This is a genomic window from Mesorhizobium sp. LSHC420B00, assembly GCF_000503055.1.
Taxonomy (GTDB): domain Bacteria; phylum Pseudomonadota; class Alphaproteobacteria; order Rhizobiales; family Rhizobiaceae; genus Mesorhizobium.
The window spans coordinates 170,247-196,610 of sequence record NZ_AYVY01000007.1; the positions used below are offsets into that span (position 1 = coordinate 170,247).

Genomic DNA, 26,364 nt, shown 5'->3' on the forward strand with positions numbered 1-26,364 from the left:
AACAAGAAGATGGTGCGCTTGCTGTCGTGCAGGCGTCCGATCAACGTCGGTTCCGCGCAAGCCGAATGCGTTCCCCGTGCGATGGTAGGCAATCGTGCTGCCAGGAGCCGTTCCACCCATGTCAAGCCGCAAGCCGAAGCTGATCCTTGTCTACGAGCCGGAAAAGGCCTGCTTCGATCGGCTGGTCGCCGATAACCACGTGCCGGAGCGTGCCGTCGAAATCGCCTCCTATCTGGCGCAATCGACCGACATCGCTGCTGAATTCGACGCACTTGCCGCCGCTTGCCAGAAGCGCGGCTTGTCGTTTGCGCCGGTGACACTCGACGACGCCGCAAGCGTTCTCGCCGGCGAGGACCCGAAGACCACGCTCGTCTGGACGCTGACCGACGGCATCGCCTATTTCCGCGGCGGCGCGGCACCAGCTCTGGCACGGCTGAACGGCCTGAAGGCGATCGGCGCCGACGATGCGCTTTTTGCGCTCTGTCAGGATAAGTTCCGTTCCGGCGCCGTGCTCGGCGCGCTTGGCTTGCCGGTGCCGCGGGCGGGCCTTGCCCGTGACGGAGCCTGGCTGGTCGCGCCGCCGGACTCGCCCGCCGGCTGGTTCGTCAAGCCGAACCGGCTCGGCGCCAAGATCGGCATCTGGCCGGATTCGCGCTGCCACGATCTCGGCCACGCGCTGGAGCTTAGCCGGCGCGTCTTCGCCGCCTATCGCGACGATGTCGTGGTCCAGCCCTATGTCGCCGGCCGCAACGCGCGCGCCAGTTTTCTCGGATTGAAGCCGGATACCGGCGCCGAGGCGCTCGGCATCGCCCTTGTCGATTCGGGCAGCGATTTCCAGACCATGCAGGACAGCCTGGCGCTTTACGGCGATACCGGTGTAGCGGCGAAAGCCGCGGGAAATTACGCTGAGCCGTTGCTGCTTCCCGTTGGCGCCAGCCAGCCTCGAGCCGATGCAAGAATCCGTCGCAGCGCCGAAAGCCTGATGGTCGGGCTTGGCCTGCGGGATGTGTTTTCCATCGACTTCCGGGTCGAAGCCGACGACAGCGTACACCTCATCGAGTTCGAGGTCTGCCCCGGCCTGCCCTGCTTCGATTTCCGCGATTACTGTCGCCGGCAATGGGGCCTGAGCCTCGCCGATGCGATGGCTGAAACCGCGACGAACCGGATTCTCGCCTAAATCCCCTCGACCAGAACGATTTCGCCGTCAGCCACCTTCTGGCGGATCGCGACCGCGCGCTGGTATTCGGGCGAGTGGTAGCAGTCATGCGCCGCCGCAAGCGACGGAAACTCGATGATCACATTGCGGTCGCGGCCCGGCCCCTCGGCCTTCTCATGCGCGCCGCCGCGCGCCAGGAACTTGGCGCCGAAGCGGTCGAAGGCCAGCTTGGCGGCTGCGACATAGTCCTTGTAGCCTTCCGCATCGCGCACGTCGACGCGAGCGATCCAGTATCCCTTGGGCATCGGTTTCTCCTGGTTTTTGGTCCTTATGCCGAGCGCATTTCATCGAGGATGGCTTCAGCTGCCGCCCGCCGGTCGGCCGCGCCGACGATCGGCCGGCCGACCACGAGGTGGCTGGAGCCGTTGCGGATCGCCTGCGCCGGCGTCACCACCCGCTTCTGGTCGCCATGGTCGCTGCCCGTGGGCCGGATCCCCGGCGTCACGACGGCCAGGTCGGGGCCGACGATGCGGCGCACCGCCTCCGCTTCCTCGGCCGAGCAGACGATGCCGCCCATGCCGGCATGTAGCGCCTGCTCGGAGCGCCTCAGCACCAGCGTATGCGGATCATATTCATAGCCGGCGTCGATCACGTCCTGCTCGTCCATCGAGGTCAGCACGGTGACCCCGAGCAGGCAAAGGTCGCTGCCCTTCGCAGCCTCGACCGCCGCCTTCATCGTCTTCGGATAGGCATGGATGGTCAGCATGCTCATGCCCATCCTGACGATGTTGTCGACCCCCTTGGCCACCGTGTTGTCGATGTCGAGCAGCTTCATGTCGAGAAAGATCCTGGTGCCGCCGCTGGCCAGCTCGCGGGCGAAGTCGAGCCCGCCGGCAAAGGCGAGCTGGTAACCGATCTTGTAGAAGGAGACGATCCCGTCGAGCTCGCGCACCGCTTTCTCGGCTTCCTTCAGCGTCGGCAGGTCGAGGCCGACGATCAGCCTTTCCTGCATCGTGTCGGCATGCGCGGCGTCCGGGATCATGCCTCGATCCGCGTCGACAGCATGCGCGAGGTTTCGATCAGCGTTCGGCATAGGTGCTCCATCGATTGGCGTAGCCTCTCGTCCCTGAAGTTGCCCTCGTCGTCGAAGGCGTTGCCGCCCTCCGGCACCGAGCATTCCGGTGTCACCACCTCCATCCGGCAGCGCACCAGAACGGCGCGCAGATGGTTGATGCAGCGTATCCCGCCGAAGGGTCCGTTGGAAGACGAGCAGAGGCCGGCAACCTTGCCGGCAAGCGGCCTGAACGTCCGGCCGCCATCCTTGCGCAGCTGGCTTACCCAGTCGATGGTGTTCTTGAGCAGCGGTGGAATGGAGCCGTTATATTCGGGCGTCGCGATCAGCAGCCCGTCATGGGCGGCGATCATCCGGCCGAGCTTGACGGCGTTTTCGGGAATGCCTTCTTCCTTTTCCAGATCCTGGTCGAGGATCGGCAACGGATAGTCGGCGAGCGAGATGCGGGTCACCTCCGCGCCCTGCATGGCAAGTTCCTTCTGCGCCACGTCGGCGGTCCTGCCGCTATAGGCGCCGCTGCGCACCGAACCGGCGACGACGAGAATTTTCGGGATCACAGCCATGGGGTCTGCCTTGTCACCCGATGGATATAAGACAAGTGCTATTCAAACCCAACGCTGCAATTCAGGCGGCCCCGCGTCGGTAGATCCAAAGCTGCGTCGGCGGAATGTTGCGGATGACGAAATGGAAATGCTCGACCGTATAGTCGCCGCGGCCCGGCGGGATCGGCGACAGCGGCCCGTAAGTCAGCTGCACGATCGGCCGGCCCGCCGGGATGCGGTCGAGCAGGCTCTCGACATAGGCGATGCGCTGGGCGACCGGGAAGTTGAGCAGCGGCACGCCCGATATCACCGAATCGAAGACCAGATCGCGCTTGTCACCGAGCGTCGCGTCGAGATTGAAGGCGTCGCCCTCGATGACGTTGACGCCTGGATAAAGCTGGCGCAGATGGCGCACGAAATCAGTGGAATATTCGACCGCGTAGAGATTTTCAGGCTTTATGCCCTGAGCGAGGATGGCGCGCGTGATGACGCCTGTGCCGGGCCCGACCTCGAGCACCGGCAGGCCGGATTTCGGATCGACGATCGAGGCCATCTTGCGCGCGGTGATGGAACTGGTCGGGACGATCGAACCGACCGCCTTCGGCTTGTCGATCCAGCCCTTGAAGAACTTCAGCTCGTCATCGAACTTTTCCGCCAGCGTCTTTCGCAGTCCGGGACTACGCGTCATCGAAAGTCCTCCTCAACGCTCCCTCGCATGCTACTTATCAGCTACGAGGTGCAAGACAAGGCGAATCCCCGGATAAGGTGTTGATGACGCTCAGGAAGCGTTTCCAGGGATGAGCTTCAATGCTCGCCGAACGTTTCGAAAAAGTCCTTCATGCGGGCGAAAAATCCGCTCGATTGGGGCGAATTGTCCTTTGAGGAAAGCTGTTCGAATTCCTCCAGCAATTCGCGCTGGCGGCGCGAAAGGTTCTGCGGCGTCTCGACTACGGTCTGGATGTAGAGGTCGCCGATATTAGGTTGGCGCAGCACCGGCATGCCCTTGCCCTTGAGGCGGAACTGGCGGCCGTTCTGAGTGCCTTCCGGCACCTTCACCTTCGTCTGGGTACCGTCCAATGTCGTCACCTCGAAGGAGCCGCCAAGCGCTGCGGTCGTCATCGAGATCGGCACCTTGCAATAAAGATCGGCGCCGTCGCGCTGGAAGAACTCGTGCGGCTTGACCGCGAGGAAGATGTAGAGATCGCCCGATGGGCCGCCGCGCAGGCCGGCCTCGCCCTCATTGGCAAGCCGGATGCGGGTGCCGTCCTCGATCCCGGCCGGGATGTTCACCGACAGCGAGCGCTCCTCGGTGACGCGGCCCTGGCCGGCGCATTTCGGGCATGGGTCCTTGATGGTCTGGCCGCGCCCCTGGCATTGCGGGCAGGTGCGCTCGATCGAGAAGAATCCTTGCGTGGCGCGCACCTTGCCGTGGCCGTTGCACATCGAGCAGGTGACGGGCTGGGTCCCGGGCTTGGCGCCGCTGCCCGAGCATTCCGAGCAGGAGATCGAGGCCGGCACGCGGATCTGCGCGGTCTTGCCGGAAAATGCCTCTTCCAGCGTGATTTCCATATTATAGCGCAGGTCGGCGCCGCGCTCGCGGCCGCCGGACGAGCGGCGCTGGCGCCCGCCCATCATGTCGCCGAAAATGTCCTCGAAAATGTCGGCGAAGCCGCCGGCGCCAAAGCCTTGCGCCCCGCCATTCATGCCGCCGTGCTCGAAGGCGGCGTGGCCGAAGCGATCGTAGGCGGCGCGCTTCTGTGGGTCCTTCAGCGTTTCGTAGGCTTCGTTGATTTCCTTGAATTTGTGCTCGCAGGCATGGTCGCCTGGGTTGCGGTCGGGATGGAACTGCATGGCCAGCTTGCGGAAAGCGCTCTTGAGCTCCTTCTCGTCGGCGCCTTTTTGCACGCCCAGCGTTTCGTAAAAATCAGCTTTCATGTTTTCCCGCAGTCCGGATAGTCAACGTCTTGAAGTATCGTTGCGTCGTTTGCCGGCACGCTGTTCCGATTTAGGTGTGATGGAGCCGGGATGCCAGTGTCTACGAGGCTTTGTCCGCATTTTTTCGGGTAGCTCGGCGTTTTTCCGGCAAAGGGTTGCAAAAAAGCCCGGCTGTGCGCCGGGCTTTTTGCTTACCTGTACCGTCAGGCGGTTCAGGCCGACTTCTTCTTCTCGTCGTCTTCGTCGATTTCCTCGAAATCGGCATCGACCACATCGCTGTCCTTGGCGGCATCAGCCTTGGCGTCGGCCTCGGCGGCTTCTTTCTGCGAAGCCTCGTACATCGCCTGGCCGAGCTTCATCGAGACTTCGGCGAGCGTCTGCGTCTTGGCCTCGATCTCGGTCACATCATCGCCTTCGGCAGCGGTCTTCAACGCCGCGATCGCATCGGCAATCGCCGTGCGGTCGGTCTCCGAGACCTTATCGCCATAGTCCTTCAGCGACTTCTCCGAGGAATGCACCAGAGCCTCGGCCTGGTTGCGGGCCTCGACCAGTGCGCGACGTTTCTTGTCGACTTCGGCATTGGCCTCGGCATCCTTGACCATCTTCTCGATGTCAGCGTCCGAAAGGCCGCCAGACGCCTGGATGCGGATCTGGTGCTCCTTGCCGGTGCCCTTGTCCTTGGCCGAAACGTTGACGATGCCGTTCGCGTCGATGTCGAACGTGACCTCGATCTGCGGCACGCCACGCGGCGCAGGCGGGATGCCGACCAGGTCGAACTGGCCGAGCGCCTTGTTGTCGGCGGCCATTTCACGCTCACCCTGGAAGACGCGGATGGTCACCGCCGACTGCGAATCCTCAGCCGTCGAGAACACCTGGCTCTTCTTCGTCGGAATCGTCGTGTTGCGCTCGATCAGCCGCGTGAATACGCCGCCCAGCGTCTCGATGCCGAGCGACAGCGGCGTCACGTCGAGCAACAGCACGTCCTTGACGTCGCCCTGCAGCACGCCGGCCTGGATGGCAGCGCCAAGTGCGACGACCTCATCCGGGTTGACGCCCTTGTGCGGTTCCTTGCCGAAGAACTGCTTCACGATCTCCTGTATCTTGGGCATACGGGTCATGCCGCCGACCAGAACGACCTCGTCGATCTCAGCGGCCTTGAGGCCGGCATCCTTGAGCGCCGCCTTGCAGGGCTCGATGGTGCGCTGGACGAGATCTTCGACAAGGCTCTCGAACTTCGCACGCGTCAGCTTCAGCGTCAGGTGCTTGGGGCCGCTGGCATCGGCGGTGATGAAGGGCAGGTTGATCTCGGTCTGCGTGGTGGACGACAGCTCGATCTTGGCCTTTTCAGCCGCTTCCTTGAGGCGCTGCAGGGCGAGCTTGTCATTCCGCAGGTCGATACCCTGTTCCTTCTTGAACTCGGCCGCCAGGTATTCGACCAGACGCATGTCGAAATCCTCGCCGCCGAGGAAGGTGTCGCCATTGGTCGACTTCACCTCGAACACGCCGTCGCCGATTTCGAGCACCGAAATGTCGAACGTGCCGCCGCCAAGGTCATAGACGGCAATCGTCTTGCCTTCCTTCTTGTCCAAGCCATAGGCAAGTGCTGCCGCCGTCGGCTCGTTGATGATGCGCAGCACTTCCAGGCCGGCGATCTTGCCTGCATCCTTGGTGGCTTGGCGCTGGGCGTCGTTGAAATAGGCCGGAACGGTGATGACCGCCTTCTCGACCTTTTCGCCGAGATAGGCTTCCGCCGTTTCCTTCATCTTCTGCAGGATCATCGCCGAGATCTGGCTGGGCGACTGGTTCTTGCCGCCGGCCTCGACCCAGGCATCGCCATTGTCGCCCTTGACGATCTTGTAGGGGACAAGCTTCTTGTCCTTCTCCGTCACCGGATCGTCATAGCGGCGGCCGATCAGGCGCTTGACCGCGAAAATGGTGTTTTCAGGATTGGTGACCGCCTGGCGCTTGGCCGGCTGGCCGACGAGGCGCTCGCCGTCGCTGTTGATGGCGACGATCGAAGGGGTCGTGCGCGCGCCTTCCGCATTCTCGATGACCTTGGATTCCTTGCCGTCCATGATGGCGACACAGGAGTTGGTTGTTCCCAGATCGATACCGATTACTTTTGCCATTTCTCTAATCTCTCCGCTAAGCAGGCTCTCAGGACCCGTACAGGCGTTCCGACGAAAGCCCCTGTTCACAAGAAATTCCGCTCCGGCAACCGGCATTCGGCGCTGGACGGCTTGGCGCGTATATAAGAACAGGCTGCGTGGCGCGCAAGCATTCTGCGCAAGGCGTTCACCATTCATCGCGGTTGATCGGATTCGGGACCGGCGGGCCCGTATTTTCCGGCCGTGATCCAGCCGGCCCGGCCCCGGTCCATGAACCTTTCCGCCTCACCTCGCGACTGACGCTCAGGTGCCGCGTGGTGCGGCCCCGGTAAGGAAAGCCCCATGACCACAGATCCAGAGGCTCGATGGTCTCCGGGAACAGCAGGAACTCAGCGCGACAGTCGCCTTCGGGACCGGGTCGATGCGCTGGGCTTTCCGCTGGTTCCGTTGACCCTGCGCGGACGCCGGCGTATCATGACGGTGAGGAAAGCAGACAATTCGATCAGGGATGAACGTGCCGGAACGCCGCGCCTTGCCCTGATTTGCGCGCCGAGACCGGATGTTTCTCCCATGACCTGTGGGGGGAGATCCATGTCTTGCGACCATGGCGCGTCCGTGCGCTCTCGTGCCGGCCATTTGCGCCGCGCAATCCAGGCTGTCAGCGGATTATCGGCCTTGGCACTCGCCGCTGGGCTCTGGCTCGGCGGCTCGGCACAGGCCCAGGAAACCCAGATCATCTATCCCGGCTCGATGGCAGTGACCGGATTCTCTGGCATCATCATCCCCAATTTCGAGGAAGGCCTGCCGCCGGGTGTCGATCCGGTCGACGAGACCTTCATCGACACGGCGCGCGCAACCTTGCGCGTCTTCGACGTTTCAAGGCTGGGCGGGCCGGCGTCTGGCCAATTGGTCTTCACCCCGCCACCCTTCGAGGTCACGGCCGAGCAAATCGGCCAGGTGTTCGGCATCACTTATGACGACGGCGTGCGCGACGGCGTTCCCTCGGCGATTCCAAACCTCTATGCCGGCGCCACCTCGCTGCACGGCATCCGCATCGTCACACCAGACGGCGACGCCGACGGCCGGCCGGAGCGGCAGCGCCGCGGCACGGCTGACGCGGTCTTCATGGACGGCCAGTTCGGCACCGAAAACGGCGGCGGCCCCGGAACGATCTGGAAGATCGATGGCATCACCGGCGCCGTCTCGAAATTCGCCGATATCGACGCCAATAGCGGTCCCGGCATCGGCGACGTCACTTTCGACAATATCCACCGCCAGTTCTTCGCCAGCGATCTCGACACCGGCCTTATCCACCGCATCGACGCCAATGGCGCGCTAGTCGACACGTTCGACCACGGCGTCGCCGGCCGCCCGGCGCACGGGCTGCCCCCAGTCGCCGACGACGGCTCGGTGATGGACATCCAGGGTGCTGCCTTCGACAGCGAGGACCCCGATAGCTGGGGCTACACACAGGACGAGCGCCGCGTCTGGTCGGTCGCCTATCGTGGCGGCCGGCTCTATTACTCGGTCGGGGAAAAGGCGGAGATCTGGTCGGTGGGCATTGCCGGCGACGGCAGCTTCGGCGACCCGCGCTGGGAGCTGACCGTCAAGGCCGACAAGGATTACGCGGTCACCGACATCGCCTTTGACAACAAGGGCTTCATGTATCTGGCTCAGCGCGGCCCGGTGGAAAACCGCTACGACTACAGCCAGTTCGCCGATTCCGGCAAGGGTGAGGTCATCCGCTACTGGCGCGAAAATCCGGACGATCCGGCAACGGAATCGGTCTGGGTGGAAGTGCCGCAGGAATATGCGGTCGGCTTCCCGCAAGACAACCGGCAGTCGGCCGGCGGCCTCGACCTGCAATATGGCTACGATTCCGAAGGCAATCTCCATACCGGCATCTGCACCGACACGCTGGTCGATACCGGCGACAAGTTGCGCGACAACCCGGCGCTCGCCGAACAGCTCGCAGCCGGGGGGCCGCTTGCCGTGCACGGCGTGCAGATCACGCCGACGGCGCTGGTCAGGCCGGCCAACGTGCCGCCTTTCGGCTCATGGATCGTCGATTTCGACAATTATTTCGAAGACCCGGAAGTCGAAGGCCATGTCGGCGACGTCGAGGTCTGGCGCCCCTGCGAAGGCCGTGCCGGCTATTACGAGCAGGTGCCGGGCGGCTATCTGCCACCGTTCTATCCGCCGGACTTTCCACCCCCCGGCAATCTGCCTCCTTGCCTCGATGTCGAGGATGTCGAGTATTTCTGCACGCCCTCCGGCCTCGAGGCCGATCTCTATCTTCATGACCATGCCGGCTTCGGCGGCGATTCGATCAAGGCTCTGTCCAGGACGCCCGGCGTCGGGGTGACTTCGCCCCTGTCGCATGCGCCCGGCGCGCCATTCACGATCGGTATCACCGGCCATTATCCTGGCGACACGGTCGATGTCGGGCTCTGCTTCTACAGGCAGTCCGACCGCGACAAGGGTGGCTACTACCCTTGCTGCAAGATGACCTTGCCGCTCAGAACCCCAGCCGTCAGCTGCGAACCGTGAGGAGGGGAAGATGAGCAATCTTGCACAGTCCCCGCTTGCGACGAGCAGCCAATCAACCGGCAAACAATCAATCGTCATGGAGACCGTCATGAAACCCCTGTCACTCGCCAGGCGGAGCGCGCGCTGGCTGATGGCGGCCGGTATCGCGGTCGCCATGCTGAGCCCGCTGCAAGGCTTCGCTGAAGACCTTGCTCCGGCCAAGGCCAAGCCTGCCGATGCAGGCACTGTCATTCCAGATCCCAAGCTCGATTTCGACAATCCTCGCATCGTCAACCCGGAGCCGGGCCGGATCGTGCCCTTCTTCACCAAGAAAGGCGGCCAGAGAGGCTGCGACTATGTCGTATACTCGCTGAGCTTTGGCTCGCGCGGCAATCCGCAGGGTTTTGCCGGCCCGGGCCTCGCGGCCATGCTGAAAAAGGTCAGGCTCGACTTCAGGGACCAACTCCCGCACGGCCTGCGGATTGTCGGCGTGCATGTGACCGGCGACGGCACCGACGCATCCGGCGGACCGCTGCCCGGCGCTGCGATCAGCAGCTCGGCTGGCCCGGACGATACGGCGACGGTGTCCGATTTCCGGATTTCCGCCAGCGACCTCGACGGCATCGGCGCTGCGAACGAGCGCGCCATCACCTTCCAGATCACCGCTAAGATCGACCATGCGGCGTTTCCGTCGCCGGCAATCGTCGATAACCAGGGGCTGATCAAGGTGAGCCGCGGCGACCGCGGTGCTGGCGTCGAAATTCCGTCGCAGGACCCGGGCAAGCCGGACGACGGCAACTATCTCACGGGTGCAAAGACGTCGATCAAGATCGACGTCACCGAGTGCAACCCACCGCCTCCACCTCCTGGCAATCGTGAATGCTTCAAGGTGGAGCGAGGCACGGTCGATTGCGTGCCCGGCGGCGGCGCCTTCATCTACCATATGCCGGTCGGCCCAGAGATGGCTGGCAAATGGGTGCAGCTTTCGACGACGACACCCGGCATCACAATCATTCCCGACACCCAATTGGTGCCGGCCGGCGGCGGTGTGCTCAACTGGAAGATCGTCGGTGCTTCACCCGGCGACGTTATCCACATCATCGTCACCGGTATCGAAACCTATGCCGGCCCGAAGGAGGGCTGGGGCCTGTGCTGCACGCAGACCGTCGACATCGTCATCCCGCGTGATCAGCGCTGCCCGCCGAAGGACAAGGAACCGGATCTGAAAGTCGAAAAGCGCGCCGACGTGCAACGTTGCACGATGGGCGGCGGCTGCGACTTCACCATCAGGGTCACCAATGTCGGCGATGCGCCCTACCACGGCAAGATCGTGCTCGACGAAGTCACCCTGCCGACCGGCTCCACCCTCGGTTCAGGGCCGAACCCGCCCTGGGTCTGCGCGCCTGGAATCACCCCGATGATTTGCACCCATCCGGTGACCACGCTCAATCCGGGTGCCTCTGTCGACCTCAAGCTCGGCTTCAAGCCGGCCGCAGGCTGGCAAGGCAGCGTTTTGCGCAACTGCGCCACCTACAATTACGGCGCCAGCGGCAAGCCGCTTTTCGGCAGCCAGCTAAACGACCGCGGCTGTGCGTCGATCCCGGTCTGCCGCCGTGGCGATCGTGACCGCGACTGCCGGCCACCGGTGGAGAAGAAGGTCGACCTGATCCTGAAGAAGCGCGCCCGCACCGAATTCTGTTCGGCCGATGGCGTCTGCACCTTCGTGATCGACATCATCAACAATGGCAGCGTCCCCTACAATGGGCCGCTGACGGTCGTCGATAGCTATCCGGGCGGCGCGCCGGCATCCTCGACCTTCGGCCCGACGCCGCCATGGACGTGCGGACCGAACGGTTCCGGCAAGTTCCGCTGCGACAATCCCGGCATCGCGCTTATGCCGGGCGCCTCGACGCCGATCTTCGTCAGGGCGGTGATGCCGGCCAACTTCCGGCCCGATAGTGTCGAGAACTGCGCCGAGGTGAAGGCCATTCCCGGTGAGAACGACATCACCAACAACAGGGCCCGCGCCAAGGAACGCATCCGTCATCCGAATGGCGGGCAGCCGGCCATGCGCATCACCAAGGTGTGCAATGGCTCGCTGGCCGGTGCTGCGGTCGTTTCCTGCCGCATTATCGTCATCAGCCTCGGCGCCACAGCCCCGACCGGTCCGGTGCGGGTCAACGATGCCGCGACGCTGATAGCCGGCGGACCGCCGGTCCAGATCCAGAGCGTCACCCCAGACGGCGCGGAATGGGCTTGCGGACCGGTTCCGGCCAATGCGCTGTCGTGCCAGATTCCCGGCGCCGTTATGACGCCTGGAACCAGCCGCCATTTCGACGTGACGGTTGCCGCGAACGGCGAATTCGAGAACTGCGCACGCGGCTCCTACGGCCCGGCTCCGGGAGACGATATCGTCTATCCGATCGGCCAGGCCTGCGCCAAGGGCGGCGGCGCCTCGACCATCCGCGTCGAGAAGACTGGCGACGCCGAGTGCAAGCCCGGCCAGCCCTGCTCGTTCAAGATCACCATCACGAACGATGGGACGAGCGCCTTCTCCGGTCCGGTTCGCATCGGCGATGCGATCGGCGTCGAAGGCCTCGGCCGGCTGGAAGGCGTTGCGATCACCTCGATCGATCCGCCCTTCGGCTGCTCGCAGGAGCCGGCAACCTTGCCTCTGTCCTGCATCGCCCAACTGACGCTCGGCGCCGGGGAAAGCCATGTGCACAATGTGACCGTGATCATTCCCGACGATGGCCGTCTGACCAATCTGCAGGGCACTGTCAACGGCCAGAACTGCGTCGGCGTGCTGTCTCCGAAGACGCCGGTGCAAGGCGGTGGCGACGTGTTGTCTCGTGGTGCCGCCAATGTGCAGGGCGATCGCGGCAAGGCCTATGCCTGCCATCCCTTCATCATCACGCATGAGGTGAAGAAGGAATGCTCGCAAGGCTTCGTCATGAACGACGCCGGCAACTGCGTCTGCCCGCCAGGCACGACCTTCCGTAACGGCCAATGCTCGTCCGGCGGAGGCACGGTCATCGTGCCGAAGCCAAAACCTTGCGTCCTGCTCAAAGGCCAGATCCGTACCGATGACGGACGCTGCGTCTGCCCGCGCGGGACCGAGCTGGAGAACGGCGCTTGCGTGGGCAACAAGCCGCAGCCCGAGCAATGCATCATTCGGGGTCAGATCCACAACGCCGCTGGCGATTGCGTCTGCCCGAGAGGTACGGAAGTCAGGGGCAATGCCTGCCGGCCAATCCAGCCAAAGCCCGAACAGTGCACCATTCGGGGCCAGATCCATAACGCCGCTGGCGATTGCATCTGCCCGAGGGGCACGGAAGTCAGGGGCAATGCCTGCCGGCCAATTCGGCCGCAGCCCAAGCAGTGCACGATCCGTGGTCAGATCCACGACGCCAACGGCGATTGCGTCTGCCCCCGGGGCACGGAACTGCAGGGCAATGCCTGCAGGCGCAAGAAGCCGGTTGTGGTGGAGTGCCCGATACCTGGCCAGATCCACAACAAGCGCGGCGCCTGCGTCTGTCCGCGTGGGACAGAGCTGCGCGACGGCGCCTGCCGCAAACCACGGCTGGAATGCGCACCGGGCGCGCGGCCGATCAATGGCCAGTGCCAGCCGATCATCAAGCGGCGCTGCCCTATCGGAACGGTCGGACGATATCCGGACTGCGTCCCGGTCCGCAGGAAATCGACGCTTGAGCCGAACCTGCTGCTGAATCCGAATGTTCCTCAGCAGGTCGTGCCAAGGCGCAAGCCGCAGCCGGAGCAATAGGATACGGCGCGGGAAATCCAGAACTTCAAACAGTGACCGTACTCGTCACCCAATACCCGCCGGAGCGATCCGGCGGGGTTTTTCTTCAGCGGGCAGATGAGAAGGCAGCGCAAACCTGAAGCCGCTGCATCGGCGGAAGGACAAACCGGCTTCCACTTTCCGGACTCATGGTCTAGGCAGTCGATACAGACAGAGGGTCCGCAAACCGGGGCGTACGGGAAGGCCGCATCATGAGCAAAAAAACCCTGATCGCGCCATCGGTGCTTGCTTCCGATTTCTCGAAGCTCGGCGACGAGGTCGAGGCGGTGACGGCCGCCGGCGCCGACTGGATCCACCTCGACGTCATGGACGGGCATTTCGTCCCGAACATCACGTTTGGGCCACCGGTGATCAAGGCGATCCGCAACCGCACCGAGGCGTTTTTCGACTGCCATCTGATGATCGCGCCGGCCGACCCCTATCTGGCCGCCTTCGCCGAGGCCGGCTGCGACGGCATCACGGTGCACGCCGAAGCCGGGCCACATCTCGACCGCTCGCTGCAGACGATCAAAAACCTTGGCAAGAAGGCCGGCGTGTCACTCAACCCGGCGACACCGGAAACGATGATCGAATACGTGCTCGACCGGCTTGATCTGGTCCTGATCATGACGGTCAATCCGGGGTTCGGCGGCCAGGCTTTCATTCCAGCGATCGTCGACAAGGTGAAGCGGGTGAAGGCGCTGATCGGCAACCGGCCGATCCGGATCGAGATCGACGGCGGCATTTCGCCTGAAACTGCGCCCCTTGTCACCGCGGCCGGCGCCAGCGTGCTGGTCGCCGGCGCGGCTATCTTCAAGGGCGGCAGCGTCGACGCCTACCGGGCAAACATCGAGGCAATCAGGGCAGCGGCGGACAAGGCGGCCGGCTGACCGCTGCCGTCCGGCCGGACCAGCCGCTCGGGGGGAAATATGAGCAACCATCTGTTCGATGCTTTCCGTGCCCGGATGCCCGCGCCCGAACGCCTTTTGATGGAGACAGAGGATGGGCGCTCGATCAGCTATGGCGAGACGCTGGCGCGCTCCGCTCAACTGGCGCATGCGCTGTCGCAGCTGGGCGTCGAAGCCGGCGACCGCGTCGCCGTTCAGGTCGAGAAGAGCCCGGAGGCCATTTTCCTTTATCTCGCCTGCCTGCGTGCCGGCGCGATCTTCCTGCCGCTCAATACCGCCTATACGCTGACCGAGCTCGACTATTTCTTCAGGGATGCCGAGCCGCGACTGGTCGTCTGCGACCCGGCGCGAGCGGGCGAGATCGGCGCTTTGGCGCAGACCTCGGGCGCTGCGGTCGCGACACTCGGCAGCAAGGGCGAGGGTTCGTTGACTGATCGAGCCTCTGAGGCGGCCGTGGACTTCCACGATGTGGCGCGCGGACCGGACGACCTTGCCGCGATCCTCTACACGTCCGGCACCACCGGCCGTTCGAAAGGCGCCATGCTCAGCCACGAAAACCTCGCCTCGAATGCGCGGGTGCTGGTCGACCTCTGGCGCTTCACTGCCGCAGACGTGCTGATTCACGCGCTGCCGGTTTTCCACACGCATGGCCTTTTCGTCGCCACCAACGTCGTCCTGATGGCCGGCGCCTCGATGCTGTTCGAAACCAAATTCGACCCGACCCGCATCGTCTCGCTACTGCCGCGCGCCACCGCGCTGATGGGCGTGCCGACCTTCTACGTCCGCCTGCTGCAGCAGGACGGTTTGAACCGGCAAGCGGCGAAAAACATCCGGGTGTTCATTTCCGGCTCGGCACCGCTTTTGGCCGAGACGCACAGAGCGTGGCGCGAGCGCACCGGCCACGCCATCCNTGTTCGTTTCCGGCTCGGCGCCGCTGCTCGCCGAAACGCACAAGGCCTGGCGCGAGCGCACCGGCCACGCCATTCTCGAGCGCTACGGCATGACCGAGACCAACATGAACACGTCGAACCCGTACGAGGGCGAGCGGCGTGCCGGCACGGTCGGCTTCCCTTTGCCCGGCGTCTGCCTGCGCATCTCCGATCCCGATGGCGGCGAAACACTTGCCCGGGGCGAGGTCGGCATGATCGAGGTCAAGGGCCCGAACGTCTTTTGCGGCTACTGGCGCATGCCGGAAAAGACCAGGGCGGAATTCCGCGACGACGGCTACTTCATCACCGGCGATCTCGGGCTGATCGATGCCGACGGCTATGTCCACATCGTCGGCCGCGGCAAGGACCTGATCATTTCCGGCGGCTACAATATCTACCCGAAGGAAGTGGAGAGCGAGATCGACGCTCTTGCCGGTGTTGCCGAAAGCGCTGTCATCGGCGTTGTCCATCCGGATTTCGGCGAGGGTGTCACGGCGATCGTGGTGAGGGCGCCGGGCTCGACGATCAGCGCCGCCGCGATCATCGAGGCCATCGCTGGGCACCTCGCCAGGTACAAGCATCCGAAACAGGTGATCTTCGTCGACCAACTGCCGCGCAACACGATGGGCAAGGTGCAGAAGAACCTGCTGCGCGAAGCCTACAAAGACCTCTATACGTCCAAAGCCGGCTAACCCTAACAAGCAGGGCTGGCTGCAAAAACCCTGGCGCCGTCGATCCAGACGCTTTTCATGTCCAGATCGTCCGACAACGAAACGATGTTGGCGGCGGTTCCCCTGGCGAAGCGCCCGAGCCGGTGCGACTGGCCGATCGCCTGCGCCGGATAGAGCGAGGCCATGCGCAAGGCTTCGTCGAGGTCGAGACCGACCACGCGATGCACGAAGCGCACCGCGGAAATCATGTCGAGATCCGCGCCCGCCAGCGTGCCGTCGGCAAGTGTCAGCCTGCCATCCTTGCGGTGGATGGTGCGACCGTTCAGCGTGAACGAGGTCATGTCGGTGCCGATCGTCGCCATGGCGTCGGTGACGAGCAGGATCTTGCCCGGCCCCTGCTTGGCGCGCAAGGCGATGGCCATGGTGGCCGGATCGACATGGATACCGTCGGCGATGATGCCGGCATAGAATGTGCCGGTATCGATTGCCGCGCCCGCCAGCCCCGGCTCGCGATTGCCGATCTGGCTCATCGCGTTGAAAAGATGGGTGACCACCGTTGCGCCGGCCTCGGAAAAGGTGCGGGCCGTGGCATAGTCGGTATCGGAATGGCCGATGCTGACGATGACGCCGGCATTGCTGAGCGCCGATACCTGGTCGGGCTCGACGGATTCGGGCGCCACCGTAGTCAGCAGCACCGGCAGGTTTTTCCGCGTCGCGATCAGCATCGCCTGGTCGGGATCTAGCATCGGCCGGATCAAGGCCGGGTCATGTGCGCCCTTGCGGGCGATCGACAGATGCGGGCCTTCGAGATGCAGGCCTAGGAAGCCCGGCACCTTCCGTTGTGCGGCCTCTGCTCCGGCGGCAACCGCCGCGGCGGTGATCTCGGACGTGTCGGTGATCAGCGTCGGCAATAGCGCCGTCGTGCCGAAGGGCGCGTGCGCCCGGCAGATGGTCTCGATCGAGGGGACGTCGGGATGGTCGTTGAGCATGACGCCGCCACCGCCATTGACCTGCAAATCCACGAAACCCGGAACCAGCATACCGCCGCCGGTCTCGATAGGCGCAACACCGGATGGGACGGCGCCGGCGGCAACGATGGCCTCGACGAGGCCGTCGCGCACGACAAGCGCCGCATTGTCGTGCCAGTCATCGCCATCGAATATCCGGGCGCCGGTCAGCGCAAAGCGATCGCTCATAGCGTTTCCGTCACCTTGCGCAGATTGGGCGGCGTGTCTGGGTCGAGGCCGCGATGGCGGGCAAAAGCCTCGACGAAACCATAGAACGACACGATCAGTGTCAGCGGGTCGGTCAGCGGATGACCGGTGGCGACATGCGGCAGAGGCTGCGCCTTCTTTGCCTTGTCCGAAGTCACAAAGACAGCGGCGCCCTTGCCGGCCAGGCTGTCGGCGGCCTCGGCGACGGATGGTTCGGACGCATCGCGGGCAGCCAGCGCCAGCACTGGGAAGCCGGGACCGACTAGCGCCAGCGGGCCGTGCATGACTTCGGCGGCACTATAGGCTTCCGCATGCATGGCGCAGGTTTCCTTGAATTTCAGCGCCGCCTCGTTGGCGATCGCCGCCGACGGGCCCCGGCCAAGGATGAACAGCGAGTTCGGCATCTCGAGTGCCCCGGCCAGCGCCATCCAGTCGCAAGCGATCGCCTTCCGAAAATGCTCCGGCAAGCGGGCAAGTGCTGCCAGAAGTTTGTCGTCGCCGGTGCAATGCGCCATCAGAGCGAGCCCTGCGACCGCCGAATTGACGAAGGTCTTCGTCGCTGCGACGCTGCGCTCCGGTCCGGCAAGGATGTCGATCGCGTAGTCCGAAGCCCGCGCGAGCGGCGAATCGGCGGTGTTGGTGATGGCGACGGTCAGCGAACCGCCGGCCCGCGCCGCTCGCGCCATCGCAACGATGTCCGGGCTCTTGCCCGACTGCGAGATCGCCAGGCAGGCCGAGCCGCCCAGCTTCAGCTTGGCGCCATAGATCGAGGCGATCGACGGGCCGACCGATGCGACCGCCAGCCCGGCGGTCAGCTCCACGGCATATTTCATGAAGGTCGCGGCATGGTCGGACGAGCCGCGCGCCACTGTGACGATGAAATTCGGATCGCGCTCGCGAATGCCGCGCCCGGCTTCCGTCAGCACCGCGGCCGAGCCGTCGAGCAGGCGGGCGGTGGCCTCGGGGATCTCCTCGATCTCGCGCCGCATATGGGTCATTGTTGCGGTCATGGCCTGCCCTCTTCGCCCGGCCCGCTCAGCCGGAGTTCGGCGACAAAATCATAAGCGTCGCCCCTGTAGATGGAGCGGGTGAACTCGATCACCTTGCCGCTCGCCAGATAGGAGATACGCTCGATGTGCAGGCCGGCAATGCCCGGCGGCACTTCCAGCAGATGCGCGTCGCCATCGCCGAGATTGGTGGCGGAAATGCGCTGCACCGCCCGCACCGGCCTGTTGCCGGTCTTTTCCAGCGCCGCGTAGAGCGACGAACCGATCGCCGCCGGATCGGGCAGCACGCTTGTCGATAGTGAGGCGCGCTCGATCGCCAGCGGCGTGTCGTTGGCAATGCGCAGGCGCGCGACGCGCGCCACCAATTCGTTCGACGCCAGGCCGAGCACCATCATCTCGTCGGGCGATGGCGGATAGAGGCCGCGGTCGAGCCAGGCCGAACGCACCGCCATGCCGCGCCGTGCCATGTCCTCGGTAAACGAGGTCAGCATCGACAGGGACTGCTCGACGCGCTCCATGCGCGGCGCAACGAAGGTGCCGGAACCATGACGCTGGACGAGGATGCCGCCCTTGACCAGGTCCTGCACCGCCTTGCGCACGGTGACGCGCGAAATATCGGCCTTGCTGGCGATGTCGCGCTCGGAAGGCAGCGCATCGCCCGGTCCGATCAGCCCGCGTTTGACGGCGTCCTCGATGCTTTTCCTCAGCTGCAGATAGAGTGGCGCCCCACTCTGCGACGATTGTCTCAGCGCCGCGAAAATCTGGTCGGCGGCGTCGCTCATCGCGCCGCCTCCGCCGCCTTCGTAAAAATCCGAACCGCCATCTGAACCGCGCCGCCCAGCGCGTCGTCGAGCGGCGGCTTCAGCAGCGCCCGGTAGCGCGCCGACAGGCGCGGCGCGTAAAGCGGCGCCAGGCCGCCGAGCAGGCAAAGCGGATCGTCGCCACCAAGGTCGAGCACGCCAAGTGCTGCCTCGACATCGGCCACCGCCTTGTCGAGGATCCAGATAGCGACGACGTCGCCTTTTTCGGCATGTTCGAACACCTTGGGTGCGAAGCCGCCGAAATCGCCGGGCTTGGCATTGGTGGTGAATTCGACCACATCCTCGGGATTGTTGCGGAAGATGGCGAGCATGGCCTGCGTCAGTGGCGATCCTTCGCGGATGCCGTCATAGGCGAGCAGCGTCTGCTCGAGCAGGTCGCGGCCGATGCGGGCGCCGCTGCCCTGGTCGCCGACCTGGAACCCCCAGCCGCCGATGGCACGCGATCGGCCGTTCTTGCGCGCCATATAGGCGGTGCCGGTGCCGAGTATGGCCATGGCGCCGTCACCAGAGCCGACCGCGCCTTCCAGCGCGATCTCGGCGTCGGTCTCGACACGGCTGATGCGGAACGGCAAGATCGCTTCGAGCTGCTGCCTGTAGGTGCCGACATTGGCGCCGGCTAGGCCGAGAATGGCCGGAGTTTGCGGGATCAGTCCGGGATCTCTGCCCGCGGCGACAAAGGCCTGCTGCGCCGCGTCGACGATGTTGGCCCTGGCGCCGGTGAGATCGGTTCGGATGTTGGCGGCGCCGCTTTTGGCGCGGCCGAGGACGCTGCCATCGGCCGTCGCAAGGGCCGCCCTGCAGCTGGTGCCGCCGCCATCGATGCCGAGCACGAATTTCACGCGATTTCTCCTCCAGACGGATAATACCAATAAAATACCAATAGCCAAGGATTAATTTCCGTTTCAAAAAAGTTAAGGCGTAGTTTGTTGGAAAATCAGCTGATTTCGTCCGCAAGCCTGCGCCACCGCAAGGATTTGATTAATGCGTGTGGACAAGTGGTATTTTTTTGGTATGGTTTTCTCGATTGGAGGAAAGCGGATGGCCGAAACGCGCACCGAAGCGCTTCACCACAATGCCGAGGGACTGGATATCCAGGCCCCGGAAGCCGTCCTTTCCTCTTTGGCCAACGCGCAGATCGAGGCCGCCAAGGCCGTTCACGGCGCCATTCCTGCCATTGCCGCGGCAGCCGAAATCATCGCAAGCAGACTGAAAAGCGGCGGCAAGCTCGCCTATGCGGCCGCCGGCAGCTCGGGCCTGATGGCATTGGCCGATGCGCTGGAGCTGCCGGGCACTTTCGGCATCCAGCGCGACCGTATCGCCATCCTGATCGCTGGCGGCGACGAAGCTTTCAAGACACTGGCCGGCGGGCCGGAGGATGACACTGACGAAGCTTCGGCAGCGGTCGCCGCCGCCGGCGTTGGCAAGGGCGACTGCCTGATCGCCGTCTCGGCCAGCGGCTCGACGCCTTATGCTGTCAGGGCGATCGAGGATGCCAGGCGCCGCGGCGCGGCGACCATTGCTGTCGCCAACAACGGGGATGCGCTGCTGCTGCGGCTGGCCGACATCGCCATCCTGCTCGAAACGCCGCCCGAGCTGATTGCCGGCTCGACGCGCATGGGTGCCGGTACCGCCCAGAAGATCGCACTCAACATGCTGTCGACGCTGGCAGCCATCCATCTCGGCCATGTCCATGATGGCTACATGGTCAACCTCACGGCCGACAACATCAAGCTGCGCGACCGCGCCGCACGCATCGTTGCCGCCGTCAGCGGGCGCGACAAGGACGAGGCGGCGCGCCTGCTCGATAAGAGCGGCGGCGTCGTCAAGACCGCTATTCTGCTCGCCGCCGGCGCCGCCAGCGCCGATGCGGCCGAGAAGATACTGGAAGGGACCGGCCACAAGCTGCGGCCAGCCCTTTCCGCGATCGAGGGGAGCAAGGGGCGCAATGCCTCCGTTCTCATCAAAACCGAACCTGAAAAAGGTCAACAGGGAGACTGAGCATGACAACGAAGCTACTGACGGCACTTCTTCTCGGCACCAGCATTCTCGGCACCGCCGGGGTGGCTTATGCCGAGATCGGAAGAGCACACGTCTGAACTCCNATGACAACGAAGCTACTGACGGCACTTCTTCTCGGCACCAGCATTCTCGGCACCGCCGGGGTGGCTTATGCCGACGACGTAACGCTCAACATCGAAAGCTGGCGCGGCGACGACCTTGCCATCTGGAAGGACAAGCTGATCCCGGCTTTCGAGGCCAAGAACCCCGGCATCAAGGTGGTGTTCGCACCGTCGGCGCCGACCGAATATGACGCCGCCCTCGGCGCCAAGCTCGCCGCCGGCTCGGCCGGCGACCTGATCACCTGCCGCCCGTTCGACAAATCGCTGGAACTCTTCAAGAAGGGCAATCTCGCCGATATCTCGACGCTGCCCGGCATGGAGAACTTCTCCGATGTTGCCAAGGCCGCCTGGCAGACCGACGACGGCAAGTCGAGCTTCTGCGTGCCGATGGCCTCGGTCATCCATGGCTTCATCTACAACAAGGACGCCTTCGACAAGCTCGGCATCAAGGTGCCGACGACCAATGAGGAGTTCTACGCCGCGCTCGACAAGATCAAGGCCGACGGCACCTACATCCCGATGGCGATGGGCACCAAGGATCTCTGGGAAGCCGCGACCATGGGCTACCAGAACATCGGCCCGAATTACTGGAAGGGCGAGGAAGGCCGCCTGGCGCTGATCAAGGGCGAGCAGAAGCTGACCGATCCGCAGTGGGTCGAGCCCTACAAGGAACTGGCCAAGTGGAAGGACTATCTCGGCGACGGCTTCGAGGCGCAGACCTATCCGGACAGCCAGAACCTGTTCACGCTCGGCCGCGCCGCCATCTACCCGGCCGGCTCGTGGGAAATTGGCCTGTTCAACACGCAGGCGCAATTCAAGATGGGCGCCTTCCCGCCGCCGGTGCAGAAGGCCGGCGACACCTGCTACATCTCCGACCACACCGATATCGGCATGGGCCTCAATGCGGCCTCGAAGAACGCGGATGCGGCCAAGACCTTCCTGTCCTGGGTGGCCTCGCCGGATTTCGCTACCATCTACGCCAACGCGCTGCCCGGCTTCTTCAGCCTGAACAACACGCCGGTGAAGATGGAAGACCCGCTGGCCCAGGAATTCGTCTCTTGGCGCGGCAAGTGCAAGTCGACGATCCGCTCGACCTACCAGATCCTGTCGCGCGGCACGCCGAACCTCGAAAACGAGACGTGGGTTGAATCGGCCAACGTCATCAACGGCACCGACACGCCGGAAGCTGCCGCCAAGAAGCTGCAGGACGGCCTCGACAGCTGGTACAAGCCGGCGAAGTAAGGCGCGGCGAAGCGATATCTCCCCCCTTGAAGGGGAGATGTCGCCAAAGGCGACAGAGGGGGTCGGTCGAGGCAGGCGGCAGCTTGATCGTTGCTGGAAAGCACGGTCGAACGACGATGGCGCGCTGCCTCGGCCGACCCCACCCGCCTCGCTTCGCGAGGCACCCTCCCCTCGAGGGGGAGGGAGGCGCCGTGGCTTTTGACGGCAATAGCAAGACCTGATCGGCGGGGACCGAACGCATGGCCGCAGCACCGAAAAGACCGTTCCGCTGGCATATCGGCGTTTTCCTGGCACCGGCGTTGCTGGTCTACACGGCGATCATGATCTTGCCGCTGGCCGGCACGCTGCAGCTGTCGCTGTTCCGCAACATCAACCAGTCGCAGGTGTTCGTCGGACTGGAAAATTTCCGCATGCTGTTCGGTGATCCCAACTGGTCGGTCAATTTCTGGAACGCGCTGCGGAACAATGTCTGGTTCTTCATCATCCACATGCTGGTGCAGAACCCGATCGGCGTCCTTTTGGCAGCACTTCTGTCCAGCCCCCGATTGCGGTTTTCCGCCTTCTACCGCACGGCAATCTTCGTGCCGACGATCCTGTCCTTCGTTATCGTCGGCTTCGCCTGGAAGCTGATACTGTCGCCGCTATGGGGCGTGGCGCCGCATATGATGGACCTTGTCGGCCTGAAAAGCCTGTTCACGCCCTGGCTCGGCAAGGCGCAATATGCACTGACCGCGCTCAGCCTGATCTCAGTGTGGCAGTTCGTCGGCATCCCGATGATGCTGATCTATGCGGCACTGCTGTCCATCCCCGAAGAGGTGATCGAGGCCGCCGAATGCGACGGCATCACCGGCATGGCGCAATTCTGGAAGATCAAGCTGCCGCTCATCCTGCCGTCGATCGGCATTATCTCGATCCTGACCTTTGTCGGCAATTTCAACGCTTTCGACCTGATCTACACGGCGCAAGGCGCCTTGGCCGGGCCGAACTATTCGACCGATATCCTCGGCACCTTCCTCTACCGCGCCTTCTTCGGTTTCCAGCTGCAGGTCGGCGACCCCAATATGGGCGCGGCGATCGCCACGATGATGTTCCTGATCATCCTCGGCGGCGTCTGCGTCTACCTATTCCTCGTGCAGACGCGCTTGCGTCGCTACCAGTTTTAGGGGAGCGTGACCATGAGCACCGCAACCCGTTCGCTGCCCCGCACCATCGGCGCGCATGCGATCCTTCTGACCTACACCGCGATCGCGCTGTTTCCGGTGATCCTCGTGATCATGAATTCGTTCAAATCACGTGCCGGTATCTTCGGCGCGCCGCTGACGCCGCCGACGCCAGGGACCTTCGACTTGATCGGCTACACCACGGTGATCGGCCAGGGCGACTTCATCCACTATTTCCAGAATAGCCTTGTCGTCACCGTCGCCTCGCTGTTCTTCGTGCTTCTGTTCGGCGCCATGGCGGCTTTCGCGCTGTCGGAATACCGCTTCCGCGGCAATTCGCTGATGGGGCTTTACCTGGCGCTCGGCATCATGATCCCGATCCGCCTCGGCACCGTCGCCATCCTGCAGCTGATGGTGGCGAGCGGGCTGGTCAACACGCTGACGGCGCTGATCCTGGTCTACACGGCGCAAGGCCTGCCGCTCGCCGTCTTCATCCTGTCGGAATTCATGAAGCAAGTCTCCGACGATCTGAAGAATGCCGGCAGGATCGACGGCCTGTCCGAATACACCATCTTCTTCCGGCTGGTGCTGCCGCTTGTGCGGCCATCGATGGCGACGGTCGCGGTCTTCACCATGATCCCGATCTGGAACGACCTGTGGTTCCCGCTGATCCTGGCGCCGTCGGAGGAGACCAAGACGGTGACGCTCGGCGCGCAGCTGTTCCTCGGCCAGTTTGTCACCAACTGGAACGCCATTCTGGCCGCACTGTCGCTGGCGATCATGCCGGTGCTGATCCTCTACGTCATCTTCTCGCGGCAGCTGATCCGCGGCATCACTTCGGGAGCGGTCAAGTGAGTTCGCAAACACCCCTTCGCGTCGTCGTCGCCGGGCTCGGCAATATGGGGCGCAGCCATGCGCTGGCCTATCACACCAACCCGGGCTTCCAGATTACCGCACTGGTCAACCGCTCGGATGTGCCGCTGCCGGAAGGGCTTTCGAGCTATGGCATCCGGCGTTCATTCGACGAGGCGCTGCGTGACGAACGGCCTGACGTCGCCTGCATCGCCACCTATTCCGACAGCCATGCCGATTATGCGGTCAAGGCATTCGAGGCTGGCTGCCACGTCTTTGTCGAAAAGCCGCTGGCAACGACGGTCGCGGACGCAGAACGCGTCGTAGCCGCGGCCAAGGCCAACGGCAAGAAACTGGTGATCGGCTACATCCTGCGCCACCACCCGTCCTGGATCAGGCTGATCGCCGAGGCGCGGAAGCTCGGCGGCCCGTACGTGTTCCGCATGAATCTCAACCAGCAATCCTCCGGACACAGCTGGGAGACGCACAAGCAGCTGATGCAAACGACGTCGCCGATCGTCGACTGCGGCGTGCATTATCTCGACGTGATGCTGCAGATCACCGACGCCAGGCCGGTCGAGGTGCGCGGTATGGGGCTGCGGCTGAGCGACGAGATTGCGCCCACGATGTACAATTACGGCCACCTGCAGGTGCTGTTCGACGACGGTTCGGTCGGCTGGTACGAGGCCGGCTGGGGGCCGATGATTTCGGAGACGGCTTTCTTCGTCAAAGACGTGATCTCGCCCAACGGCTGCGTGTCGATCGTCATGAAGGAGGGCGTCAGGTCCGACGACATCGACACCCACACCAAGACCTCGACCATCCGCCTGCACAGTGCTGCAACCGGCGCGGACGGCAAGTTCGCCAAACCGGACGAGATGCTGTCGATGGAAGGCGAGCCCGGCCATCAGGACCTCTGTGACCTCGAACAGGCGTTTGTGCTGAAGGCGATCCGCGAGGACCTCGATCTTGGCCGCCACATGGACGACGCGGTGAAGTCGCTCGCCGTCTGCCTTGCCGCCGACGAGAGCGTGCGCAGCGGCCTCGCCGTGAAACTCTAGAACAGGGACGAAGCCGTGGGCTCGCTGAACATCGAGAACGTGAAAAAGGCCTTTGGGCCGGTCGAGGTGCTGAAGGGCATCAACCTCGAGGTGACGGATGGCGAGTTCGTCGTCTTCGTCGGTCCATCCGGCTGCGGAAAGTCGACGCTGCTCAGGGTCATTGCCGGGCTGGAGGACTCGACCTCGGGCCGCGTGGTCATCGACGGGGCGGACGTTTCCGCCACGCCGCCGGCCAAGCGCGGCATCGCCATGGTGTTCCAGACCTATGCGCTCTACCCGCATCTGACGGTGAAGAACAATATGGGCCTCGGCCTCAAGCAGGCGGGCACGCCGGCGGCCGAGATCGACCGCCGCATCGGCATCGCCTCGTCGATGCTGTCGCTGGAGCCCTACCTCGAAAGGCGCCCGGCCGAATTGTCCGGCGGCCAGCGTCAACGCGTCGCCATCGGCCGCGCCGTGGTGCGCGAACCCAAGCTTTTTCTGTTCGACGAGCCGCTGTCGAACCTCGATGCCGCACTGCGCGTCAACACCAGGCTGGAGATCGCCCAGCTGCACCGTCGGCTGAAGGCGACGATGATCTATGTCACCCACGACCAGGTCGAGGCGATGACGCTGGCCGACAAGATTGTGGTCCTCAACGCAGGCAAGATCGAGCAGATCGGCGGCCCGATGGAGCTTTACAATTCGCCGGCAAATGAATTCGTCGCCGGCTTCATCGGCTCACCGAAGATGAATTTCGTCGACGGCACCAGGCTTGGCGAAACGGCAAAGACCATCGGCGTCCGGCCCGAACATTTGACCGTCGATCCCAAATCCGGCGCCTGGAAAGGCACGGTCGTGCATGCCGAGCACCTCGGCGCCGACACCAACCTCTATCTCGACTGCGAGAAGGCCGGCTTGATCACCGTGCGCATTTTTGGCGTCTACAATGCCGAACCCGGCACCACGCTCTATGCGACGCCGGATCCGGTAAAGACCTATCGGTTTGGAGCGGATGGCAAGGTGATGAAGTAGCGCCCCTCTTCCTTCTCCCCTTGCGGGAGAAGGTGGCCGAGCGAAGCTCGGTCAGATGAGAGGTGCTAGACGGAATGAGGCGTTGGAGTTCCTTCCAACACCCCTCAATCGTCTCGGCGCTGCGCGCCGATCCACCTTCTCCCACAAGGGGCCTGTTGCGTAATTCGCTGATTGTGATTCTCTGAGGTGGACGGTCTGAGGGAATCGCGATGGCAGTGAAG

20 protein-coding genes and 1 pseudogene are annotated in these 26,364 nt (G+C 64.0%); 11 read left to right on the forward strand and 10 right to left on the reverse strand.

The window, feature by feature from the left end:
* Positions 1-118 precede the first annotated feature (118 nt).
* Positions 119-1,177, forward strand: coding sequence for a hypothetical protein (locus X760_RS53090; RefSeq protein ID WP_023718907.1), 1,059 nt, complete (start codon positions 119-121; stop codon positions 1,175-1,177).
* Here X760_RS53090 and X760_RS53095 read toward each other — a convergent pair.
* From X760_RS53095 to dnaK, 6 genes are all read right to left on the reverse strand, one after another.
* Positions 1,174-1,461: a DUF1330 domain-containing protein gene (locus X760_RS53095; protein ID WP_023718908.1), complete on the reverse strand. Its 288-nt coding sequence runs from the start codon at positions 1,459-1,461 to the stop codon at positions 1,174-1,176. The genes X760_RS53090 and X760_RS53095 overlap by 4 nt on opposite strands.
* Before the next feature lie 23 nt (positions 1,462-1,484).
* Positions 1,485-2,198 (reverse strand): orotidine-5'-phosphate decarboxylase, encoded by a 714-nt coding sequence (gene pyrF / locus X760_RS53100; RefSeq protein ID WP_023718909.1) that lies wholly within the window; start codon positions 2,196-2,198, stop codon positions 1,485-1,487.
* The gene (locus tag X760_RS53105; RefSeq protein WP_023718910.1) at positions 2,195-2,791 is read right to left on the reverse strand and encodes an NADPH-dependent FMN reductase; all 597 of its coding nucleotides are present in this window, start codon (positions 2,789-2,791) and stop codon (positions 2,195-2,197) included. The genes pyrF and X760_RS53105 overlap by 4 nt, the downstream gene beginning before the upstream one ends.
* 61 nt (positions 2,792-2,852) lie before the next feature.
* A complete protein-coding gene (pmtA, locus tag X760_RS53110) occupies positions 2,853-3,458 on the reverse strand; it encodes a phospholipid N-methyltransferase PmtA (protein WP_023718911.1) in 606 nt (201 codons plus the stop codon).
* Between the two features lie 116 nt (positions 3,459-3,574).
* The gene (gene dnaJ / locus X760_RS53115) at positions 3,575-4,705 is read right to left on the reverse strand and encodes a molecular chaperone DnaJ (RefSeq protein ID WP_023679852.1); all 1,131 of its coding nucleotides are present in this window, start codon (positions 4,703-4,705) and stop codon (positions 3,575-3,577) included.
* A 212-nt stretch (positions 4,706-4,917) separates the two neighbouring features.
* Positions 4,918-6,834 carry a molecular chaperone DnaK gene (gene dnaK, locus X760_RS53120; RefSeq protein ID WP_023718912.1) on the reverse strand — a complete coding sequence of 639 codons (1,917 nt, stop codon included), beginning with the start codon at positions 6,832-6,834 and terminating at the stop codon, positions 4,918-4,920.
* Positions 6,835-7,404: 570 nt separating this feature from the next.
* Here dnaK and X760_RS53125 point away from each other — a divergent pair.
* The 4 genes and pseudogenes from X760_RS53125 (at position 7,405) to X760_RS53140 (ending at position 15,673) form a co-directional block, all read left to right on the forward strand.
* A complete protein-coding gene (locus tag X760_RS53125; protein WP_023718913.1) occupies positions 7,405-9,363 on the forward strand; it encodes a hypothetical protein in 1,959 nt (652 codons plus the stop codon).
* 10 nt (positions 9,364-9,373) lie between these two features.
* Positions 9,374-13,126 (forward strand): hypothetical protein, encoded by a 3,753-nt coding sequence (locus tag X760_RS53130; RefSeq protein ID WP_023718914.1) that lies wholly within the window; start codon positions 9,374-9,376, stop codon positions 13,124-13,126.
* A 230-nt stretch (positions 13,127-13,356) separates the two neighbouring features.
* Complete coding sequence (gene rpe / locus X760_RS53135; RefSeq protein ID WP_023718915.1) at positions 13,357-14,034, forward strand: ribulose-phosphate 3-epimerase; 678 nt, start codon at positions 13,357-13,359, stop codon at positions 14,032-14,034.
* Positions 14,035-14,073: 39 nt separating this feature from the next.
* Positions 14,074-15,673, forward strand: a pseudogene (locus X760_RS53140) (malonyl-CoA synthase).
* Between the two features lie 2 nt (positions 15,674-15,675).
* On the opposite strand, the gene nagA reads toward X760_RS53140, so the two are convergent.
* The 4 genes from nagA to X760_RS53160 are packed head-to-tail and all read right to left on the reverse strand — an operon-like array spanning position 15,676 to position 19,533.
* On the reverse strand, positions 15,676-16,848 hold the full coding sequence (gene nagA, locus X760_RS53145; RefSeq protein ID WP_023718916.1) for an N-acetylglucosamine-6-phosphate deacetylase: 1,173 nt from the start codon (positions 16,846-16,848) through the stop codon (positions 15,676-15,678).
* Positions 16,845-17,876 carry an SIS domain-containing protein gene (locus X760_RS53150; RefSeq protein WP_023718917.1) on the reverse strand — a complete coding sequence of 344 codons (1,032 nt, stop codon included), beginning with the start codon at positions 17,874-17,876 and terminating at the stop codon, positions 16,845-16,847. The genes nagA and X760_RS53150 overlap by 4 nt, the downstream gene beginning before the upstream one ends.
* Positions 17,873-18,655, reverse strand: a complete 783-nt coding sequence (locus X760_RS53155) for a GntR family transcriptional regulator (protein WP_023718918.1) — start codon at positions 18,653-18,655, stop codon at positions 17,873-17,875. Before X760_RS53155 ends, X760_RS53150 begins: the two co-directional genes overlap by 4 nt.
* Positions 18,652-19,533, reverse strand: coding sequence for an N-acetylglucosamine kinase (locus tag X760_RS53160; protein ID WP_023718919.1), 882 nt, complete (start codon positions 19,531-19,533; stop codon positions 18,652-18,654). Before X760_RS53160 ends, X760_RS53155 begins: the two co-directional genes overlap by 4 nt.
* Positions 19,534-19,732: 199 nt before the next feature.
* Here X760_RS53160 and X760_RS53165 point away from each other — a divergent pair, with 199 nt between their 5' ends.
* The 6 genes from X760_RS53165 to X760_RS53190 all read left to right on the forward strand — a co-directional run bounded on the left by X760_RS53165 (position 19,733) and on the right by X760_RS53190 (position 26,143).
* Positions 19,733-20,692 (forward strand): N-acetylmuramic acid 6-phosphate etherase, encoded by a 960-nt coding sequence (locus tag X760_RS53165; protein WP_023718920.1) that lies wholly within the window; start codon positions 19,733-19,735, stop codon positions 20,690-20,692.
* 104 nt (positions 20,693-20,796) lie between these two features.
* A complete protein-coding gene (locus tag X760_RS53170) occupies positions 20,797-22,056 on the forward strand; it encodes an ABC transporter substrate-binding protein (RefSeq protein WP_023718921.1) in 1,260 nt (419 codons plus the stop codon).
* A gap of 239 nt (positions 22,057-22,295) precedes the next feature.
* Complete coding sequence (locus X760_RS53175; protein WP_023718922.1) at positions 22,296-23,219, forward strand: sugar ABC transporter permease; 924 nt, start codon at positions 22,296-22,298, stop codon at positions 23,217-23,219.
* Between the two features lie 12 nt (positions 23,220-23,231).
* Positions 23,232-24,071 carry a carbohydrate ABC transporter permease gene (locus X760_RS53180; protein WP_023718923.1) on the forward strand — a complete coding sequence of 280 codons (840 nt, stop codon included), beginning with the start codon at positions 23,232-23,234 and terminating at the stop codon, positions 24,069-24,071.
* Positions 24,068-25,129, forward strand: coding sequence for a Gfo/Idh/MocA family oxidoreductase (locus X760_RS53185; protein WP_023718924.1), 1,062 nt, complete (start codon positions 24,068-24,070; stop codon positions 25,127-25,129). The genes X760_RS53180 and X760_RS53185 overlap by 4 nt, the downstream gene beginning before the upstream one ends.
* Before the next feature lie 15 nt (positions 25,130-25,144).
* The gene (locus tag X760_RS53190; RefSeq protein ID WP_023718925.1) at positions 25,145-26,143 is read left to right on the forward strand and encodes an ABC transporter ATP-binding protein; all 999 of its coding nucleotides are present in this window, start codon (positions 25,145-25,147) and stop codon (positions 26,141-26,143) included.
* The last annotated feature ends 221 nt before the right edge of the window (positions 26,144-26,364 follow it).

Bases quoted from the DNA above. Each gene is read 5' to 3' on its own strand.
- nagA (WP_023718916.1), bottom strand. From the start codon at position 16,848: ATGAGCGATCGCTTTGCGCTGACCGGCGCCCGGATATTCGATGGCGAT.
- rpe (WP_023718915.1), top strand. From the start codon at position 13,357: ATGAGCAAAAAAACCCTGATCGCGCCATCGGTGCTTGCTTCCGATTTC.
- dnaJ (WP_023679852.1), bottom strand. From the start codon at position 4,705: ATGAAAGCTGATTTTTACGAAACGCTGGGCGTGCAAAAAGGCGCCGAC.
- X760_RS53175 (WP_023718922.1), top strand. From the start codon at position 22,296: ATGGCCGCAGCACCGAAAAGACCGTTCCGCTGGCATATCGGCGTTTTC.
- X760_RS53170 (WP_023718921.1), top strand. From the start codon at position 20,797: ATGACAACGAAGCTACTGACGGCACTTCTTCTCGGCACCAGCATTCTC.
- X760_RS53180 (WP_023718923.1), top strand. From the start codon at position 23,232: ATGAGCACCGCAACCCGTTCGCTGCCCCGCACCATCGGCGCGCATGCG.
- X760_RS53165 (WP_023718920.1), top strand. From the start codon at position 19,733: ATGGCCGAAACGCGCACCGAAGCGCTTCACCACAATGCCGAGGGACTG.
- X760_RS53105 (WP_023718910.1), bottom strand. From the start codon at position 2,791: ATGGCTGTGATCCCGAAAATTCTCGTCGTCGCCGGTTCGGTGCGCAGC.
- X760_RS53150 (WP_023718917.1), bottom strand. From the start codon at position 17,876: ATGACCGCAACAATGACCCATATGCGGCGCGAGATCGAGGAGATCCCC.
- X760_RS53095 (WP_023718908.1), bottom strand. From the start codon at position 1,461: ATGCCCAAGGGATACTGGATCGCTCGCGTCGACGTGCGCGATGCGGAA.
- X760_RS53130 (WP_023718914.1), top strand. From the start codon at position 9,374: ATGAGCAATCTTGCACAGTCCCCGCTTGCGACGAGCAGCCAATCAACC.
- X760_RS53155 (WP_023718918.1), bottom strand. From the start codon at position 18,655: ATGAGCGACGCCGCCGACCAGATTTTCGCGGCGCTGAGACAATCGTCG.
- dnaK (WP_023718912.1), bottom strand. From the start codon at position 6,834: ATGGCAAAAGTAATCGGTATCGATCTGGGAACAACCAACTCCTGTGTC.
- pmtA (WP_023718911.1), bottom strand. From the start codon at position 3,458: ATGACGCGTAGTCCCGGACTGCGAAAGACGCTGGCGGAAAAGTTCGAT.
- X760_RS53090 (WP_023718907.1), top strand. From the start codon at position 119: ATGTCAAGCCGCAAGCCGAAGCTGATCCTTGTCTACGAGCCGGAAAAG.
- X760_RS53125 (WP_023718913.1), top strand. From the start codon at position 7,405: ATGTCTTGCGACCATGGCGCGTCCGTGCGCTCTCGTGCCGGCCATTTG.
- pyrF (WP_023718909.1), bottom strand. From the start codon at position 2,198: ATGATCCCGGACGCCGCGCATGCCGACACGATGCAGGAAAGGCTGATC.